The 19,600-nt window shown below is 30.6% G+C and carries 15 protein-coding genes and 1 other RNA gene; 15 read left to right on the top strand and 1 reads right to left on the bottom strand.

What is annotated here, in order from left to right; translation table 11 throughout:
* The first annotated feature begins 22 nt into the window (after positions 1-22).
* From hslO to rnr, 12 genes are all read left to right on the top strand, one after another.
* Complete coding sequence (gene hslO / locus RWY47_RS12420; RefSeq protein WP_021430186.1) at positions 23-904, top strand: Hsp33 family molecular chaperone HslO; 882 nt, start codon at positions 23-25, stop codon at positions 902-904.
* A 108-nt stretch (positions 905-1,012) separates the two neighbouring features.
* Entirely contained in the window at positions 1,013-2,359 is a 1,347-nt protein-coding gene (gene rpoN / locus RWY47_RS12415) for an RNA polymerase factor sigma-54 (protein WP_021430223.1), read from the top strand.
* A 144-nt stretch (positions 2,360-2,503) separates the two neighbouring features.
* The gene (locus tag RWY47_RS12410) at positions 2,504-3,526 is read left to right on the top strand and encodes a sugar-binding transcriptional regulator (protein ID WP_021430257.1); all 1,023 of its coding nucleotides are present in this window, start codon (positions 2,504-2,506) and stop codon (positions 3,524-3,526) included.
* Between the two features lie 58 nt (positions 3,527-3,584).
* Complete coding sequence (gap, locus tag RWY47_RS12405) at positions 3,585-4,592, top strand: type I glyceraldehyde-3-phosphate dehydrogenase (RefSeq protein ID WP_021430348.1); 1,008 nt, start codon at positions 3,585-3,587, stop codon at positions 4,590-4,592.
* 239 nt (positions 4,593-4,831) lie between these two features.
* The gene (locus RWY47_RS12400; RefSeq protein ID WP_224170507.1) at positions 4,832-6,031 is read left to right on the top strand and encodes a phosphoglycerate kinase; all 1,200 of its coding nucleotides are present in this window, start codon (positions 4,832-4,834) and stop codon (positions 6,029-6,031) included.
* 112 nt (positions 6,032-6,143) lie between these two features.
* A complete protein-coding gene (gene tpiA, locus RWY47_RS12395) occupies positions 6,144-6,890 on the top strand; it encodes a triose-phosphate isomerase (protein ID WP_021430225.1) in 747 nt (248 codons plus the stop codon).
* 15 nt (positions 6,891-6,905) lie between these two features.
* Positions 6,906-8,435 carry a 2,3-bisphosphoglycerate-independent phosphoglycerate mutase gene (gene gpmI, locus RWY47_RS12390; protein WP_224170508.1) on the top strand — a complete coding sequence of 510 codons (1,530 nt, stop codon included), beginning with the start codon at positions 6,906-6,908 and terminating at the stop codon, positions 8,433-8,435.
* A gap of 109 nt (positions 8,436-8,544) precedes the next feature.
* Complete coding sequence (eno, locus tag RWY47_RS12385) at positions 8,545-9,837, top strand: phosphopyruvate hydratase (protein WP_021434089.1); 1,293 nt, start codon at positions 8,545-8,547, stop codon at positions 9,835-9,837.
* A gap of 398 nt (positions 9,838-10,235) precedes the next feature.
* Positions 10,236-11,336, top strand: coding sequence for a CdaR family transcriptional regulator (locus RWY47_RS12380; protein ID WP_224170509.1), 1,101 nt, complete (start codon positions 10,236-10,238; stop codon positions 11,334-11,336).
* A 189-nt stretch (positions 11,337-11,525) separates the two neighbouring features.
* On the top strand, positions 11,526-12,668 hold the full coding sequence (locus RWY47_RS12375; RefSeq protein WP_224170510.1) for a glycerate kinase family protein: 1,143 nt from the start codon (positions 11,526-11,528) through the stop codon (positions 12,666-12,668).
* Positions 12,669-13,099: 431 nt separating this feature from the next.
* Positions 13,100-13,321: a preprotein translocase subunit SecG gene (gene secG, locus RWY47_RS12370; RefSeq protein ID WP_021430216.1), complete on the top strand. Its 222-nt coding sequence runs from the start codon at positions 13,100-13,102 to the stop codon at positions 13,319-13,321.
* Positions 13,322-13,531: 210 nt separating this feature from the next.
* On the top strand, positions 13,532-15,670 hold the full coding sequence (gene rnr, locus RWY47_RS12365; protein ID WP_224170511.1) for a ribonuclease R: 2,139 nt from the start codon (positions 13,532-13,534) through the stop codon (positions 15,668-15,670).
* Between the two features lie 515 nt (positions 15,671-16,185).
* Here the strand turns inward: rnr and RWY47_RS12360 are convergent.
* On the bottom strand, positions 16,186-16,512 hold the full coding sequence (locus tag RWY47_RS12360; protein ID WP_021430155.1) for a hypothetical protein: 327 nt from the start codon (positions 16,510-16,512) through the stop codon (positions 16,186-16,188).
* 266 nt (positions 16,513-16,778) lie between these two features.
* Between RWY47_RS12360 and smpB the strand changes: the two genes are divergently transcribed.
* The 3 genes from smpB (at position 16,779) to RWY47_RS12345 (ending at position 19,485) form a co-directional block, all read left to right on the top strand.
* Positions 16,779-17,234 (top strand): SsrA-binding protein SmpB, encoded by a 456-nt coding sequence (gene smpB / locus RWY47_RS12355; RefSeq protein ID WP_021430171.1) that lies wholly within the window; start codon positions 16,779-16,781, stop codon positions 17,232-17,234.
* A 127-nt stretch (positions 17,235-17,361) separates the two neighbouring features.
* Positions 17,362-17,713: a transfer-messenger RNA gene (gene ssrA, locus RWY47_RS12350) on the top strand.
* An 86-nt stretch (positions 17,714-17,799) separates the two neighbouring features.
* A complete protein-coding gene (locus RWY47_RS12345) occupies positions 17,800-19,485 on the top strand; it encodes an ORC-CDC6 family AAA ATPase (protein WP_224170512.1) in 1,686 nt (561 codons plus the stop codon).
* Positions 19,486-19,600: the final 115 nt, after the last annotated feature.

The following is a 19,600-nucleotide window of genomic DNA, read 5'->3' as shown; positions in this document are numbered from 1 at the left end:
AACGTGATTGGAGGAAAATATTATGAAGGATTATGTTTTAAGATCAACAGCTGGAGATGGACAGGTAAGAGCTTTTGTTGCAACTACTAGAAATATGGTAGAAAAAGCTAGAGATCTTCATAAGACAAGTAAAGTTGCTACAGCTGCTTTAGGAAGAACACTAACAGCAACATCTATGATGGGTCTTATGATGAAAAACGATGGAGATAAAATAACAGTTATAATAAAAGGTGGCGGACCTATAGGAAGTATATTAGCTACAGCTAACTCTAAGGGGATAGTAAAAGGGTACGTTGATAACCCAAATGTTGTAGTAGAAGATTATGAAAATGGTAAGTTAAATGTTGCAGCTGCTGTTGGAAGTGAAGGAACAGTAAGAGTAACAAAAGACTTAGGATTAAGAGAACCTTATAATGGGTCATATCCTATGGTTAGCGGAGAAATAGCCCAAGATTTAACATATTATTTCGCACTATCAGAACAAACTCCATCAGTAGTAGCACTAGGAGTATTGACAAAAGAAGAAGAAGTTGAATATGCAGGTGGATTTATAGTTCAATTAATGCCAGATGCAACTGAAGAAACTATATCAAAATTAGAGTCTAACGTTGCTAACTTAGATTCTATAACAAATATGTTAAAAGAAGGAAAAACTCCTGAAGATATACTTAATATAGTACTTGATGGATTAAATCCTCAAATTCTAGATAAGTGTGATGTTGGATTTGAGTGTGAATGCTCTAAAGAAAGAGTTGAAGGAGTTTTAATATCTATAGGACAACATCAATTAGCTGAAATGATAGAAGAAGATAAAAAAGCTGAAATAGGATGTCAATTCTGTAACACAAAATACATGTTTGATGAAGATGAATTAAAAGCTATATTAGATAAAATGAACAAGTAATGAAATAATAAATAAAACCCTTTTGCATAAGAGTCATACCAAGTGGTAGAATATATTTATGCAGAAGGGTTTTTTTGGATTGAAAAAATAAAAGCGGGGTGAAAAAATTTGAACTTTAACAACAGGCTAGAATTAACTCAATCTCAAAAGCTGGTGATGACTACACAGCTAAAACAGTCATTAGCAATACTCAATATGAGTAAAGTTGAATTAGAAGAAGAAATAAGAAAAGAATCAGAGGAAAATCCCTTATTAGATATAGAACGAAAAGAAGAAATAGACTGGGAAGCTTATGTGAAAAATATGGACACCGGATATAAAAGAGAAGTAAATTATAATCCAGATAATGATTTGAATTTAGAAAATATGATAAAAGAAGATGTTAATTTATACGAACACTTAAGTCTTCAAATAGGATTATATAAAATTAGCGACTTAGAAAAAGAAGTTTGTAATTACATAATTGATAGCTTAGATGAAGATGGATATTTAAGGTTTTCAGAAGAAATAATGTTAAACGAGTTAAAAGAGTTAAATGTAGATGAAGATACATTTTTAGAGTGTTTAGAAAAAGTTCAGCAGCTAGATCCTATAGGAGTTGGAGCTAGAGATTTAGTTGAATGTCTAATTTTACAAATTGAAAATTCAGGAGAATATGATGAAGATTTAATAAACATAATCAAAGAAGATTTGGACTTAATAGCTTCTAATAAAGTTAAGGAAATAAGCAAAAAACATAAGATTCCGATGCAAAGATGTGTTAATTTAGTTCATAAAATCAAGTCATTGGATCCGAGACCTGGTAGATTATGCTGCAGTGAGAAAACGGTATACGTGCAACCTGATGTTATAGTTGAAAAAATTGATAATGAGTTTATAGTTTATAAAAATGAAAAAGATTCTTATATGTTAAAGATTAATAATTTTTATAAAGAAGTACTTAGAAATACATCATCAGATAATGATGCTAAAGAATTTATAAAATCAAAATTAAATTCTGCTACTAGCTTAGTAAAAAATATACAAAGCAGAAACCATACAATACTTAAAATTGCAGAAACAATAGTTTCTTGCCAAGAAGAATTTTTTAATAAAGGACCACAATTTATAAAACCACTAAAATTAAAAGATATAGCTCACATAATTGACTGTCATGAATCTACAGTAAGTAGAGGAGTAAATGGAAAATATATGTTAACTCCATTTGGAGTATACGAATTTAAATACTTCTTTAGTAGTGCCATCGAAACACAAAATGAAGAAATGGCATCTAGCACCAGCATAAAAAAAATAATAAAGGAAACAATAAAGTCTGAAAATAAGAAGAAACCGTTAAGTGATGAGCAACTATCTAAAATTTTAAAGGAAAGCGGAATTTCAGTAGCTAGACGTACTGTAGCCAAGTACAGAGAAGAGTTAAAGATACCTTCATCTAGTAAAAGAAAAGAGTATTAAAATAATTAAATATAAAAAAATTTTAAAAACTATTGAAATTAATAAGGATTTCCTATAAAATAAAATTAACTTGTGGGACTAAAATATGAACAGGGGACGCAAAATGTCCCTGAGATAAGAATTATATTGAAGGAGTAACTTTTAATGAATGACTTAATTAATATACAAAAGAAACTAATTCCACAGGTAATAGAAATCATGGAAAGAAGATATTCTATATTAAGACAGATATCTTTAAGTGAACCAATAGGAAGACGTACATTATCAAATATGCTAGAGATTAGCGAAAGAATAGTTAGATCAGAGACAGAAGTCTTAAAAGAACAAAATCTAATAAATGTAGCCGTTTCAGGAATGACGGTGACAGAAGAAGGATTAGAACTTTTAGATCAACTAAAAGATATTATGAATGATGTTATGGGTCTTTCACAGCTACAACATAGAGTTAAAGAGAAATTAGGAATTAAAAAAGTTATAATTGTTCCTGGTGACTTTGAAAAGAATGAGAGCTTATTAAAAGATGTAGCAAAACAAGCTGCTGAATACTTCTTAAGTATACTAAAAGACAATAGTGTCGTAGCAGTAACAGGTGGAAGTACTATGCTAGAGTTTGCCAACAGTTTAAAAAGCGACAAAAAATACAATCAAACGACTATAGTTCCTGCTAGAGGAGGAGTCGGAAAAGATGTAGAAACTCAATCGAATAACATAGTAGCTATATTAGGAAAAAAATTAGGAGCACATTACAAATTACTTCATGTACCAGATGAACTAGGTGTAGAAGCAATGAAAACGCTTAGTTTAGAACCAGAAATACACAAAACATTAAATTTTGTTTTAAACACAGACATACTTGTATTTGGAATTGGAAGAGCAGATGAAATGGCTACAAGAAGAAAATTACCAAAAGAGCAAGTTGAAGAAATTTTATCTAAAGGAGCTGTAGGTGAAGCATTTGGATATTATTTCAACAAAAATGGTGAAATAGTATATGAATTAAATACTGTAGGAATAAAATTAGAAACATTTAAATCTGTAAAAAATAACATAGCAATATTTGCAGGATCAAGCAAAGCAGAAGCAGTTACTGCAATATCTAAGTTAAATGATAATATGGTCATAATTACAGATGAACAAAGTGCTTATAAAATATTAGAAGTAAATTAGTTAATAACTAGCAAAGCTAGCTAAATATACACACATTTATATTAGGGAGGCAAACATAATGGTTAAAGTAGCAATTAATGGATTTGGAAGAATAGGTAGATTAGCTCTAAGAAGATTAATGGAGCAAACAGATAAATTTGAAGTAGTAGCAATAAATGACTTAACAGACGCTAAGACATTAGCTCACTTATTCAAATATGATTCAGCTCAAGGAAGATTCAACGGTGAAATAGAAGTTAAAGAAGGAGCTTTCGTAGTTAACGGACAAGAAATAAAAGTTACTGCTGAGAGAAACCCTGCAGACTTACCTTGGAAAGAATTAAACGTTGATATAGTATTAGAGTGTACTGGATTCTTCACTTCTCAAGAAAAAGCTGGTCTTCATTTAGAAGCTGGAGCTAAAAAAGTTGTTATATCAGCACCTGCAACAGGAGACTTAAAAACAGTAGTATTTAACGTTAACCATGATATATTAGATGGAAGCGAAACAGTTATATCAGGGGCTTCTTGTACAACTAACTGTTTAGCACCAATGGCTAAAACTTTAAATGATAAATTCGGATTACAAAAAGGATTCATGACTACAATACATGCATACACTAATGACCAAAATACTTTAGATGGTCCTCATGCTAAAGGAGATTTAAGAAGAGCTAGAGCTGCTGCTTCTAACATAGTTCCTAACACTACAGGAGCTGCAAAAGCTATAGGTTTAGTTATACCAGAATTAAAAGGTAAATTAGACGGAGGAGCTCAAAGAGTTCCAGTTATAACTGGTTCTTTAACTGAATTAGTTTGTACATTAGACAAAAATGTAACTGTAGAAGAAATAAATGCTGCAATGCAAGCTGCTGCTAATGAATCTTTCGGATACACTGAAGAGCCATTAGTATCTTCAGACATAGTAGGAATAGAGTTCGGATCATTATTCGATGCAACTCAAACAAAAGTTATGGAAGTAAACGGAGAGCAATTAGTTAAAGTTGTTTCTTGGTATGACAATGAAATGTCTTACACTTCTCAATTAATAAGAACTTTAGGATACTTCGCTAACTTAGCTAAGTAATTCGTATAAATAAAAATATACAGGCTTTAAAAAAGTCCGGGTTTGTAGTTTAACACTACGGGCTCTGGACTTTTTTACGATTATAGATCGTACTAGACAAAAATTTGATTATAAATCAGCAAAAATAAGTATATCAAGAAAAGCAGATTTTTTTATAAATGTGACATACTTTATTGGTCAAAAAGCATAAATATGATATACTGATTTGTGGAAAACATTTTTTGAGAGGAGATAGTACCATGTCAATGCTTAATAAGAAAACGATAGAAGATATAAATGTGTGTGGTAAAAGAGTTTTAGTTAGATGTGACTTCAACGTACCTTTAAAGGATGGGGTTATAACTGATGAAAATAGATTAAACGGAGCTATGCCTACTATAAAATACTTAGTAGACAACGGAGCAAAAGTTATATTATGCTCTCACTTAGGAAAACCAAAAGGTGAAGCTAAGCCAGAATTATCTTTAGCACCAGTAGCTAAAAGATTATCTGAAATGTTAGGTAAAGAAGTAGTATTTGCAGCTGACGAAAACGTTGTAGGGGAAAATGCAAAAACTGCTGTAGAAAAAATGGAAAACGGAGATATAGTATTATTAGAAAATACTAGATATAGAAAAGAAGAAACTAAAAATGAAGAAAACTTCTCTAAAGAGTTAGCTTCATTAGCTGAAATATTTGTAAATGATGCATTCGGAACTGCTCATAGAGCTCACTGTTCAACAGTTGGGGCTGGAGAGTTCTTAAATGAAAAAGTTTGCGGATACTTAATACAAAAAGAATTAAAGTTCTTAGGAGAAGCTGTAGCTAATCCAGTAAGACCTTTCACTGCTATATTAGGAGGAGCAAAAGTTTCTGATAAGATAGCTGTTATAAATGAATTATTAGAAAAAGTAGACAACCTAATAATAGGTGGAGGAATGGCTTACACATTCTTAAAAGCTCAAGGATACCAAATAGGAACTTCATTAGTTGAAGAAGATAAGGTAGAATACGCTAAAGAAATGATGGAAAAAGCAAAAGCTAAAGGTGTTAAATTATTATTACCAATAGATAATGCTGTTGCTGATAAATTTGCAGATGTTGCTCCAGTTATAACTGAAGATGCAAACATACCAGAAGGATTCATGGGACTAGATATAGGACCAAAAACTATAGAAGAATACGTAAATACAGTAAATGCTTCTAAAACAATAGTATGGAATGGACCTATGGGAGTTTTCGAATTTGAAAACTTTGCACAAGGAACATTAGCTGTTGCTAAAACTATGGCAGCTTTAGAAAATGCTACAACAGTAATAGGTGGAGGAGACTCCGCTGCAGCTGTTAACCAATTAGGATTTGGAGATAAGATGACTCACGTTTCTACAGGTGGAGGAGCTTCTCTAGAATTCTTAGAAGGTAAAGACTTACCAGGTATATCAGCATTAGATAATAAATAGGCCTTAAATTTTATCAATAATTATATATATAGCTTACAGTAGATAAAATTGATTTTATCTACTGTAAGCAAAAAAGTACTATATTCAATTTATAGTAATGGAGGAAGTAAAAATGAGAAAACCTATAATAGCAGGAAACTGGAAAATGCACAAAACTATAGCAGAAGCTGTAGAGTTTGTTAATGAGATAAAAGGAAAAGTAAATAATACAGATGTAGAGGCAGTTATATGTGCTCCTTTCACTTTATTAAAAGATTTAAAGGAAGCTACAAAAGGAACTCCTATAAAAATAGGTGCTCAAAATATGCACTATGCAGATAACGGAGCATTTACAGGAGAAATATCTGCACCTATGTTAAAAGAATTAGATATAGATTATGTAGTATTAGGACATTCTGAAAGAAGACAATACTTCAATGAAACTAACGAAACAGTAAACAAGAAAGTATTAAAAGCTTTAGAAGCTGGAATAGATCCAATATTATGTATAGGTGAAACTTTAGAAGAAAGAGAAGCAGATAAAACTAAAGATGTTTGTAAAGTTCAAACTGAAAAAGCTTTAGAAAATGTAACTGCAGAAGATATGAAAAAAGTTGTTATAGCTTACGAGCCAATATGGGCTATAGGAACTGGAAAAACTGCAACTGCTGAGCAAGCTAACGATGTAATAGCATATGTTAGAGAAGTAGTTAAAGGATTATACGGAGAAGAAATATCAGAAGAAGTAAGAATACAATACGGAGGAAGTGTAAAACCTTCTAATGTATCAGAAATAATGAATCAAACTGATATAGATGGAGCTTTAGTTGGTGGAGCTAGTCTACAACCAGCTGACTTCACAGAACTTGTTAATTTCTAAGGAGTGAAAAAAGACATGAAAAAACCAGTAGCATTAATAATAATGGACGGTTTTGGATGTAGTGAAGTAAAGATAGGAAATGCAGTAGCAAGTGCAAAAACTCCTAACTTAGACAAATTACATGAAAACTACCCTCATACTTTAATACAAGCTAGTGGTCTTGATGTTGGTCTTCCAGATGGACAAATGGGTAACTCAGAAGTTGGTCACACTAACATCGGAGCAGGAAGAATAGTATATCAAGATTTAACTAGAGTTAGTAAGGCAATAGAAGATGGAGAACTTTTCAAAAATGATGTCTTATTAGAAGCAATGAAAAATGGGAAAGAACATTCACTTCATTTAATGGGATTACTATCTAATGGAGGAGTTCATTCACATATAGACCATTTAAAAGCTTTAATAAAAATGGCTAAAGAAAATGGTGTTGAAAATGTATATGTTCATGCATTCACAGATGGTAGAGACACTGATCCAAAGAGTGCTTTAACATTCATCGAAGATGTTGAAAAATACATGCAAGAAGTAGGAGTGGGGAAATTTGCATCAGTATCTGGTAGATACTATGCTATGGATAGAGATAAAAGATGGGAAAGAATACAACTAGCTTATGACGCTATGGTTGATGGAAAAGGCGAAACTGCTACTTCTGCAAAAGAAGCAGTAGAGAAAGCTTATAAAGAAGATAAGACTGATGAATTCGTACTACCAACTGTAATAGTTGAAGACGGAAACCCAGTAGGTCTTATAAAAGAAAATGACTCTATAATATTTGGTAACTTTAGACCAGATAGAGCAAGACAAATAACAAGAGCATTAGTTTGCGATGAATTTGTTGGATTTGAAAGACCATGTATGAAAACTTACTTTGTTTGTTTAACTACATATGACATAACTATAAAAAATGTACACGTAGCATTCAAACCACAAAGCTTAGAAAATACATTAGGAGAATATTTAGCTAAAAACGGTAAGACTCAATTAAGAGCTGCTGAAACAGAAAAATATGCTCATGTTACTTTCTTCTTTAATGGTGGAGTTGAAGAACCAAACAAAGGTGAAGATAGATTATTAGTACCATCTCCAAAGGTTGCAACATATGATTTACAACCTGAAATGAGTGCTGATGAATTAACAGAAAAAATGTTAAAAGCTATAGATGAAGATAAATATGACTTTATAGTACTAAACTATGCTAACCCAGATATGGTTGGACATACTGGAGTTATAGAAGCAGCAGTTAAGGCTGTAGAGGAAGTTGATAAATGTGTTGGACAAGTTACAAATAAAGTTTTAGAAAAAGGTGGAGTAGCTTTAATAACAGCTGACCATGGTAATGCAGAATTAATGCAAGATCCAGAAACTAAAACAACTATAACTGCGCACTCAACTAACCCAGTACCATTTATGGTTGTTGGTGATGAATACAAATCTTCTAAACTTAGAGAAGGTGGAAGATTATCTGATATAGCACCAACTGTACTTAGCATAATGAATTTACAAAAACCAGAAGAAATGACTGGAGATTCATTAATACAAAAGTAATGTAATTTTACAAAAGATTACATTAAATACTATTAATTACCAATATTTATAATATAATATAGATATATATTTAAAACTTTAATATATAAACTTGAAAGGAGACATAATTATGTCATTAATCGATTTAGTATACGCTAGAGAAGTATTAGATTCAAGAGGAAACCCAACTGTAGAGGTTGAAGTAGTATTAGAAAGTGGAGTAACTGGTAGAGCTATAGTTCCATCAGGAGCATCAACAGGAGCTTTCGAAGCAGTTGAGTTAAGAGATGGAGATAAAGGAAGATACTTAGGAAAAGGTGTTGAGAAAGCTGTTGACAACGTTAACGAAATAATAGCACCTGAATTAGAAGGTATGGATGCAACAGACCAACCTGGAATAGATGGATTATTAATAGAATTAGATGGAACTCCAAACAAAGGTAAATTAGGAGCAAACGCTATATTAGGTGTTTCTATGGCTGTAGCTAGAGCTGCTGCTGAAGAAGTTGGTTTACCATTATTCCAATACATAGGTGGAGTAAATGCTAAGCAATTACCAGTTCCAATGATGAACATACTAAACGGTGGAGAGCATGCTGATAATAACGTAGACGTTCAAGAGTTCATGATATTACCAGTAGGTGCTAAATCTTTCAGAGAAGGATTAAGAATGGGAGCAGAAGTATTCCATTCATTAAAGAAAGTTTTAGGTGAAAATGGATTAGCTTGTGGTGTTGGTGACGAGGGTGGATTCGCTCCAAACTTAGATTCAAACAGAGCTGCTTTAGAATTAATAGTTGAAGCTATATCAAAAGCTGGATACGAGCCAGGAAAAGACGTTATGTTAGGACTTGACGTTGCTGCTACAGAAATGTACAACAAAGAAACTAAAAAATACGTTTTAGCTGGAGAAGGAAAAGAATTAACTTCTGCTGAAATGGTTGATTTATATGAAGATTGGGCTAACAACTTCCCTATAATAACTATAGAAGATGGATTAGACGAAGAAGATTGGGATGGATGGAAAGTATTAACTGACAGATTAGGAAACAAATTACAATTAGTTGGAGACGACTTATTTGTTACTAATACTGAAAGATTAGAAAGAGGAATAGAAGCTGGTGTAGCAAACTCTATATTAGTAAAAGTTAACCAAATAGGTACTTTAACTGAGACTTTAGATGCTATAGAAATGGCTAAGAGAGCTGGATACACTGCAGTTATATCTCATAGATCTGGAGAAACTGAAGATACTACTATAGCTGACTTAGCAGTAGCTGTAAATGCTGGTCAAATAAAAACTGGTGCTCCATCAAGAACTGATAGAGTTGCTAAATACAACCAATTATTAAGAATAGAAGAGATGGTAGGGGAGTCTGCTAGATACTGCGGATTAAACTCATTCTATAACTTAAAGAAATAACCTCAAATTATATAGATAAATGCTAAAAAAGAGTCTTAGTTTACTAAGGCTCTTTTCAGTTTTATAACCTTTCGGTCCTCGGGTGAATATATTAGTTTCGCTTCCAAAGCTGAAAAAATGCTTTAAAGGGCGCTGAAAATAACATATGCACCCTTCGGACATTTGTGAGATGAAGGAAGTTTCGCTTTCAAAGCTGAAAAGGGGATTTAAAGGATGTTGAAACTAATATATTCATCCTGCGGACATTTTGAGAAATTAAAATTTTAAAAGCTGAAAAGATGCTTTAAAGGGTGATGGAATTAACATATTCACCATTAAAATGAAAGTTTGTTTGAGGTTTGGGAAAGATTATATATGAATATTATTTATATTAAAGTATTTGTGAAGAAGGTTATGTTATGGCTATAAATAAAATTAGTAAGAATTTAGCTCAAGAGATAGTGAATGCAGTTAAGGAAGTTGTAGATAAGGATATAAATTTCATTGATAAAAATGGAGTTATAATTGGGAGTACTGATAAAAATAGGTTAAATACATTTCATCAGGCTGGATATAAGGCTGTGAAGACTCTTAGTAATATAACTGTTGAAGATAATTCTGAGTATGAAGGTAGTAAAAAAGGAATAAATTACCCTATAAAAATTAATAAAGATGCAATAGGGGCTATTGGAATAACTGGAGAACCAAGTGAAGTAAGTAAATATGGTTTTTTAGTAACGAAGATAACGGAAATATTTATAAAAGAGCAAGAGCTAAATTATAAATATGAGGCAGATAAGCAACGAATAAATTATGTAGTTAAGTCTCTTATATATGATAGTATAGAAGACAAAAATGAGATTGAAAGTATTTTAGCGCAATTTGGGATAGGAGTAAATCAAAAGTTTGCTGTTGTACTTATGAAAATCAAAAAAAATCATAATGATAGAGAAGTAGAAATTATAGAAGAAGATATAAGTAAGGTGTTTGATTCTATAGGTAATATCTTTAAAATATATGTTTATCCTAATGAATGTATAGCTTTAGTAAATGAGCAAAAGTATGAAAAACTTAAACTTGTTTATATGGATATACTAAATAAATATAAAGATAAATTAAACGGTGGAGTAGGAAGATTAAAAGATTTATATGATACTCACAAATCATATCAAGAAGCTAGAATAGCACTTCAGTATTCTAAAAAAAATAATAAGATATTAACTTATATAGATGATTTAGATTTAGAGTTAATATTAGAAAATCTAGATGTAGAAATTAAAAATCAATATCTAGAAAAAGTTTTAAAGAACTTAGATGATGAAGATATAAAATTATTAGAAATTTATTATAAAAACGATATGTCATTAAAAGCAACATCTGAAGAGTTATATATTCATAAAAATACTTTACAGTATAGATTAGAGAGAATTTATCAAAGAAGTGGACTAAATCCCAGATGTTTTAAAGAATCTGTAGTTTTATATATAGCAATAGCTATACGATTATCAAAATTTAATTAAAATAAAAAGTACCATATCGAAATAAAACAATTTTTGATATGGTACTTTTTTTGAAGCATTAATGGAATAGCTTTTCAATAGTATAAGTAACAAAATAAAATTGAATAAAGTTGTATTATTTAGTATACGTAACATTCGGTTAGAAAAGCGAATTTGTTATAATGAAAATATCAAAGGGAGGCGACAAAAATGAAAATAGTAATTTCGATAGATTCGTTAAAAGGAAGTTTAACTTCGATAGAAGCAGCAAATGCAATTAAAAAAGGAATATTAAGTGTTGATAATAAATCAGATGTAGTTATAATGCCCCTTGCAGATGGAGGGGAAGGAACTGTAGAAGCCTTAGTACAAGGTATGAACGGAGAAGAAAAAGTAATAAGTGTAACAGGGCCTATAAATGACAAAGTAAATGCAACTTATGGAATATTAAAGGAAACAAATACAGCAATAATAGAAATGGCTCAAGCGTCAGGATTACCATTAGTTCCAGCAGAACTTAGAAATCCTTTAAATACAACAACTTATGGAGTTGGAGAAATAATAAAAGAAGCAATAGAAAAAGGATGTAGAAACTTCATAGTTGGAATAGGTGGAAGTGCTACAAATGATTGTGGGGTAGGAATGCTTCAAGCATTAGGATTTGAGTTTTATGATGAAAACGATAACTTAGTGGGACTAGGTGGAAAAGTTTTAAATCAAATAAAAAGAATAAAATCAGATAACAAATTAAAAGAATTAGATGAGTGTAATTTCAAGATAGCATGTGATGTAAACAATCCTTTATATGGTGAAAATGGAGCAGCTTATATATATGGACCTCAAAAAGGAGCAACTGAAGAAATAGTAAAGGAATTAGATAAAGGACTTAAAAACTTTGCAGAAGTCGTGAAAAAAGATTTAGGAAAAGATATAGCTCACATAGAAGGTGCAGGAGCAGCTGGAGGACTAGGATTTGGATTCTTAGGATTTTTAAATTCTAAATTAGAGTCAGGAATAAAAATAATTTTAGATGAAATAAAGTTAGAAGAAGTAGTAAAGGATGCAGATATTGTTATAACAGGAGAAGGAAGATTAGACAATCAAACTGCTATGGGAAAGGCACCAATAGGAGTAGCTAAGCTGGCTAAAAAACATGGAGCAAAAGTAATAGCAATAGCAGGATGTACGACACCAGATGCAGTTAAATGTAATGAAGAAGGTATAGATGCTTATTTCTCTATAGTAAACAAGGCGATGACAATAGATGAAGCAATGAAAAAAGAAAATGCAACTCAAAACATGATTGAAACAACAATACAGATATTTAACCTTATAAAAGCAGTAAAGAACTAAGAGGGGGGTCCTCGGGTTAGTGTATAAGTTTTACTCCCAAAGCTGAAAAGAAGCTTTAAAGGTCGTTAAAACTTATATACTAACCCTTCGGACGTTTATGAGAGGGAAGAGAAGCTTTAAAGGTCGCAGAAACTAATACATTAACCTTTCGGATGTTTATGAGAAGGAAAAGAAGCTTTAAAAGTCGCTAAAACTAAGATATTCACCCTTCGGACGTTTATGAGAGGGAAGAGAAGCTTTAAAGGTCGTTAAAACTTACATACTAACCCTTCGGATGTTTATGAGAAAAAAAGAAAGTTTCGAGGGTGGATTATTATGGTTAAGATTGGGTAATAATACAACAAGATTGACTTTATAACTTGAATGTAGTATATTATTATGCTACACTAAAATTATGTTATATTAGTGATTATAAATGTAGGAGGATAACTATGTTTAATGTATTAATGGGAGTACAGGTAGTACTATCTATAATTTTAGTAGCAAGTATATTACCACAAGATACTAAGAGTGCTGTACCTACTGAATTTGGTGGAGAGGGAACTCAAAGTTACTTTAAACCAAAAGGGAAAGAAGCATTTTTAGCAAGAGTAACTAAAATAAGTGCAGTATTATTTTTCTTAAATGCTATGGCAATACTTTTAGTTAAATAATAAAATTGAATTTATTTTACACATAAGATGACAATTACGATTTAACGTAATTGTTTTTTATTATCATATAAAACAGAATTTACCATTATAACCATTTAATGATATAATTTATGGATAATTAATCTTATTGTAATTTATATAAATAAAATGGGAAAAATATTTAGTAAAAGCATAGAATAAAGTAATAACTAAATTAATAGGAGGAAAACAATGGGTGAAGAATTAAAACAAAAATTGTTGGGACTTATATCAGAAGCAGCATACAATCCTCTAAAAAAAGAAGAATTAGCAATGATATTTGATATACATCATACAGAAATGCCTATGTTCTACAACTTTTTAGATGAATTAGTAGAATCAGGGTATTTAATACTTACTAAAAAGGGGAAATACACATCTCCAAACCAGATGGGACTTTTTGTAGGTAAGCTAGTATCTCATAAAAAAGGATTTGGATTTGTAGAATCTGATGAAGAGTATACACAAGATTTATTTATACCTGCTGATAGTCTTAATGGAGCAATGCATAATGATAGAGTTATAGCTGAGATCACAACTCCAGCAACTGATGAAAAAAGAGCAGAAGGTAGAATTATAAAAGTTGTAGAAAGAGCTATAACTGATGTTGTAGGAACTTTCCAAGAAAGCAAAAACTTTGGATTTGTCTTACCAGACAATAAGAAGTTTAATAAAGATATATTTATACCTAAGAAGTTTTTCAATGGAGCTAGAGGAAATGACAAAGTAGTTTGTAGAATAACTCAATGGCCAACAGAAGATAGAAAACCAGAAGGTAAAATAATAGAAATATTAGGGCAAAAAGGGGACAGATATGTTGAGATTGCATCTGTAATAAGAGAACATGGTCTTCCTGAAGAGTTCCCTAAAAAGGTATTAGATGAAGCTGAAAAAGTAGCTATCGAAATACCACAAGAAGAAATAGATAGAAGATTAGATATAAGAGATATGAATATATTCACTATAGATGGTGAAGATGCTAAAGACTTAGATGACGCTGTATCTATAGAAGTATTAGATAATGGAAACTATAAATTAGGAGTTCATATAGCTGATGTTACTCACTATGTAAAAGAGAAGAGTAAGTTAGATAAAGAAGCTTTAAAAAGAGCAACTTCTGTTTATTTAGTTGATAAGGTAATACCTATGTTACCTAAAACTTTATCTAATGGAGTATGTAGTTTAAATCCGTTTGAAGATAAGCTTACATTATCAGTATTTATGGAAATAAACCATAAAGGTGAAGTAGTTAAGCATGATATAAAAGAAACTATAATAAATTCAAAAGCTAGAATGACTTATACAGAAGTATCAGATATTCTTGAAAAAGATGATGAGAAACTTAAAAAGACATTTGCTAAGGTAGCTGATGATTTCTTCACTGCTGAAAAACTAGCTAGAATATTAATGAAGAGAAGAGAAAAGCGTGGGGCTATAGATTTTGATTTCCCTGAAGCTAAGATAATATTAAATAATGATGGCGATGTTGTTGATATAGTACAATATGAAAGAAGAATATCTAACAGAATAATAGAAGAGTTCATGTTAATAACAAATGAAACTGTAGCAGAACATTTCTTCTGGTTAAATATGCCTTTTGTTTACAGAGTTCATGAGACTCCTGCACATGAGAAGATAGAAACTTTAAATAAGTTTATATCTACTTTTGGATATGTTATAAAGGGAGACTTAGAAAGTGTTCATCCTAAAGCATTACAAGGTATAATAGAGCAAATACATGGTAAGACAGAAGAAAAAGCTATAAGTACTATCATGTTACGTTCTTTAAAACAAGCTAGATATTCACCTGAGTGTGTAGGTCACTTTGGATTAGCTGCTCAATATTATTCTCACTTTACTTCACCTATAAGAAGATATCCAGACTTACAAATTCATAGAATTATAAAAGAGTTCTTAAACGGTAAGATAAGTCAAAAGAGACAAGATCAATTAGCTCAAATAGTTGATTATGCTTCTACTCAATCATCAGAAAGAGAAAGAGAAGCAGAACTTGCTGAAAGAGATGTTAAAGACATTTATAAAGCTAGATATATGGAAGATAGAGTTGGAGAAGAGTTTGTAGGTATTGTTTCAAGTGTAACTTCTTTTGGTATGTTTATCGAGTTAGATAATACTGTTGAAGGTTTAGTTAGACTTGCAGATATGGGAGATGATTATTATATATTTGATGAGAATACTTTCACTATTTTAGGTGAGAGAACTAAGAAGATGTATAGAATCGGTGATGTTGTTAAGATTAAAGTTGAAAAAGTTAATGTAGATTTTAAAGAGATAGACTTTAAACTTCTAGAAAAAATAGAACAAAATTAATTAAAGCTGGGAGAGTTCGAATTATTATTTCTTTCATACAAAGACCTAAAGATCGCGGTCTTTAAGTATTTCAGAAATAACAAATTCGAACTCTCCCTTTTGTTTTATGATGGAAAAGATTAGAGAGTTCGGATTATTATTTCTTTCATATAAAGATCTAAAAATCGCGGTCTTTAAGTATTTCAGAAATAACAATTCCAAACTCTCCCTCATTTTATGATTGTGATGATTTTTTTGCACATAGTGTTATGTACGTTAGTGATACTCTTAGGATTATATACGCCGGTATTAGGTAATAGTATATATCCAAGTGTTTGTTTATTATTAAGATGATACTTAATAATATGTAGAATAATAAGTCTACGAAGTCTGTTACGTTTAGTACTTTTCTATATAGAATTTCTGGGAAATTTGATGTACTTCTAATTTCTTTCGAAAAGTTATTTTTAATTGATTTAAATGTATCATTTAAGATTTTAAGTATGATTATTAAAAATAGTATCCGTGGTAATACGCTAATTTGATTCACCTACTTTCTTTGAGATTGTTTCAAACACCTTAGCTGCTATTATTTTAAGTCCTGCAAATACAAAAAAAGTAATGAAAAATATTAATATAAAAAATTTACTATCTCTTAATGATAGTATTGTTATTCCTAGATATGATATATCTTCTAATACAAATAAGGATTTGTAGCATTTAGCTGCTTTTTTAGCTAAATCCTCATATTTTAATTTTTCTATTATGTCTTTTTCTATTTGGAATGTATTCATTGTAGCTAAATCATATAGATTTTTCGTACAATAAAGAATAAGCAGTAAAGCACATAGTTTTGAAACCATAATTATTTAACCTCTTTTTAACATTTTGGTAAGAGCGTAGCATAATTGGGTATAAGTTGTATATAAGGATGGACTAACATTGGAAATTTTGGGAGTGAAATGTTATTGATTTTATATACTATGTGTAATATATAGCATAGTTATTACATATAATACTAGTGCATCAAGTTTTAAGTTAACTCAATATTTGTGAGTATTGACTAGTATGGTTATATATGGTATATTTTAAGGTAATTAATGAAGGATAAGGATAAGAGGTGATTTGTATGGCAGGTGTTAAGGTTTTAGCTACTAATAGAAAAGCAAGACATGAGTATTTTATAGAAGAAACTTATGAATGTGGTATCGAATTAAAGGGTACTGAAGTTAAGTCTATTAGACAAGGTAAACTTAACTTAGCTGAAGGATATGCTTCTGTTGATAATTCAGAGGTGTTTTTAAAACAAGTTCATATAAGTCCATACGAACAAGGAAACATATTTAATGTTGATCCTCTTAGAGTAAGAAAATTATTACTTCATAAACATGAAATAAGAAAGCTTATAGGGGCTACAACTATAAAAGGTTATGCTTTAATTCCTTTAAGTGTTTATCTTAAAAATGGTAAAGTTAAAGTTGAACTTGCTTTAGCAAAAGGTAAAAAATTATATGATAAACGTCAAGACTTAGCTAAGAAAGATGCTAATAGACGTATTGAAAGAGAGTTATCTGGTAGATACTAGATACAATTCCAATGAGATAATATTGCTTTTAAGTGTAAAAAGTTTTATTATATATATAACAACTTAATATTGATTAATGGTGAAAAAAAGTTTGCGATAGAAAGTCTCAGGACTATAAAACAACCACGGGGGCGTAATGGTTTCGACGTGGGTTTGGCACTTGAGGCTGCGTGTCGTGTTACTCTGGGTCACGTAAAAACTGGGGAACTTAAAATAAACGCAAACGATAATTACGCTTTAGCAGCATAATGACTGCTCGTCCCGCCTAAGCCCTCCTGCCGGCCAGGCCTGGACGTCATTTATGCAGGGAACTACTTTCGGGGTGTCTCGACCGAGAGTGGACTAATTGGGACTGGTCAATCACAGAGCCTGCCACTGTGCGATGTGTGCGACGAGATTTAAAAATCAGATGGCTACGCACGTAGACGCAGCGAGGAAAGGACTTGCGGACAGGGGTTCGACTCCCCTCGTCTCCACCATTGAAATCCACGAAAAGTCATGCTTATTTTAGCATGACTTTTTAGTAAGAAATAATAGAGTGTATAAGTTTATTAAGGGAGATAAGATGAGAGATTTAAATGATGATGAAGTAAAAAACAGGATAAATAAATTATCTGATGTGATTAGAGCAGAATATATAGATGATGATAACTATTTAGAATTATATGCAGGGCAAGAAATGATTCAATCTATAAATAATATAAAAAATCAAGTTATATATGGACGAAGAGGTACAGGAAAAACACATTTACTTAGAGCATATCAAGAGTTGTTAGTAGAGACGTTTAATAATGACAAACGATTCCCTATATACATAGACTTAAGAAATTTCTTACCGCTTATGTCTGAAAATAATACAAATACAGTAGAATTTTCTATATTGATTTTTAGTCAAATAATAAAGGAAATAATAACTAATTTAGTGGAGAATATAAATTTCATATATGGATTAAATGAATTTGATAGATGGCCTAAAGCTGCAAAAAATAAAAAAGAAGAATTAATAAGTTTACTTGGAAGATGTAATTATGAGTTTACGGGAAGAAATTTTAAAAAATTAGACGACATAGAGTTAAGCTCAGAAGAAGTAAATAAGATAGCCGGAAGTCTAAAAGTATCTAAGGAATTAGGTGCAGATATATCAAAAGAAAAACAAGCATGTATAAAACAGCAATCTAGAAATTCGAGATATATATCATTTTCTGATTTATCTAATATTATTACAGAAATACCAAAGGTTCTTGGTATAAAAAGAATAGTATGCATACTTGATGAATGGTCAGAAATACCATTAGAGTCTCAACTATATTTAGCAGAGCTAATTAAAAGGGGATTCATAACTAGTTCATTTTCTTTTAAAATAGCAGCAATACCAAATAGAACTAATATAGGAAAAATGGTTAGCGAAAAATATATGGGGTTAGAAGATGGTGGAGATATATTTCCATTCAACTTAGATAATAGATACATATATGAAACCAACAGTGGGCAAACAAAAGATTTCTTTAATGATTTACTATATAGACACTTAAATGCTATCGATAAAAAGTTTGACAATAAATGCTTTTCTAATGTATCTAAGAGTGGATTTTTAAATTTATTTTTAGCAAATCAAGCATTAGGTGAAATATTAATAGCATCTGCAGGAATACCTAGAGATTTTATAAACATATTTATTAATGCATATGAACACTTTAAAATAAATACGAGTAGCAGAAACAATAGAATAGGTGTAAGGCATATTAGACTAGCAACTGTAGATTGGTATAAAACTGATAAAGAAGAACAAATAGAAAATATATCTAATTGTAAAAGTCTTTTAGAAGGAATAATAAATGAGATTATAATAAAAAAGAGAAAAACTCATTTTCTAATACCTCAGAAATATCGTAGTAACAAGTACTTAAATCAATTAATTGATTTTAGAATAATTCATTTGCGTAAGAAAGGGTACTCTCATAAAGGTAATACAGGTATAATATATGATGTATACTCTATAGATTATGGATGTTATACGAGCATAGATATCCCACAATCAAAATTAGATATGAGCTTCATAAACAAGATAGATAGTATTGATAACTTTAGAGAAATAAGAAGAGTTTCTTTAGAGGATGTATTTTTTGATAAATTTTTATTGGATACAGGGGATGGTTTCAATTGTCCTCATTGTAAAAAAACAGTTGATATAAATCATCCTGCATATATCAAGCAGAAAATTTGTAATAATTGTTTTGATAAAATAGAATAACATACAGAGATATCTATTAAGAGTAAATTTTTTGATAGATATTTTAATATATATTGATTTATACTTATTTAAAATCAAGTAAATAAAGTTTTATAATATTAAATAAGTACAAAGA

Source organism: Paraclostridium sp. MRS3W1 (genome assembly GCF_032465715.1).
Classification (GTDB): Bacteria; Bacillota; Clostridia; order Peptostreptococcales; family Peptostreptococcaceae; genus Paraclostridium; species Paraclostridium dentum.
The sequence above is the reverse complement of the archived record's forward strand: the minus strand, read 5'-3'. Positions and strand labels throughout refer to the sequence as shown.

Excerpts from the sequence above, each read along its gene's own strand:
- hslO (WP_021430186.1), top strand. The coding sequence starts at position 23 with ATGAAGGATTATGTTTTAAGATCAACAGCTGGAGATGGACAGGTAAGA.
- RWY47_RS12410 (WP_021430257.1), top strand. The coding sequence starts at position 2,504 with ATGAATGACTTAATTAATATACAAAAGAAACTAATTCCACAGGTAATA.
- gap (WP_021430348.1), top strand. The coding sequence starts at position 3,585 with ATGGTTAAAGTAGCAATTAATGGATTTGGAAGAATAGGTAGATTAGCT.
- RWY47_RS12400 (WP_224170507.1), top strand. The coding sequence starts at position 4,832 with ATGTCAATGCTTAATAAGAAAACGATAGAAGATATAAATGTGTGTGGT.
- tpiA (WP_021430225.1), top strand. The coding sequence starts at position 6,144 with ATGAGAAAACCTATAATAGCAGGAAACTGGAAAATGCACAAAACTATA.
- gpmI (WP_224170508.1), top strand. The coding sequence starts at position 6,906 with ATGAAAAAACCAGTAGCATTAATAATAATGGACGGTTTTGGATGTAGT.
- eno (WP_021434089.1), top strand. The coding sequence starts at position 8,545 with ATGTCATTAATCGATTTAGTATACGCTAGAGAAGTATTAGATTCAAGA.
- RWY47_RS12380 (WP_224170509.1), top strand. The coding sequence starts at position 10,236 with ATGGCTATAAATAAAATTAGTAAGAATTTAGCTCAAGAGATAGTGAAT.
- RWY47_RS12375 (WP_224170510.1), top strand. The coding sequence starts at position 11,526 with ATGAAAATAGTAATTTCGATAGATTCGTTAAAAGGAAGTTTAACTTCG.
- secG (WP_021430216.1), top strand. The coding sequence starts at position 13,100 with ATGTTTAATGTATTAATGGGAGTACAGGTAGTACTATCTATAATTTTA.
- rnr (WP_224170511.1), top strand. The coding sequence starts at position 13,532 with ATGGGTGAAGAATTAAAACAAAAATTGTTGGGACTTATATCAGAAGCA.
- RWY47_RS12360 (WP_021430155.1), bottom strand. The coding sequence starts at position 16,512 with ATGGTTTCAAAACTATGTGCTTTACTGCTTATTCTTTATTGTACGAAA.
- smpB (WP_021430171.1), top strand. The coding sequence starts at position 16,779 with ATGGCAGGTGTTAAGGTTTTAGCTACTAATAGAAAAGCAAGACATGAG.
- RWY47_RS12345 (WP_224170512.1), top strand. The coding sequence starts at position 17,800 with ATGAGAGATTTAAATGATGATGAAGTAAAAAACAGGATAAATAAATTA.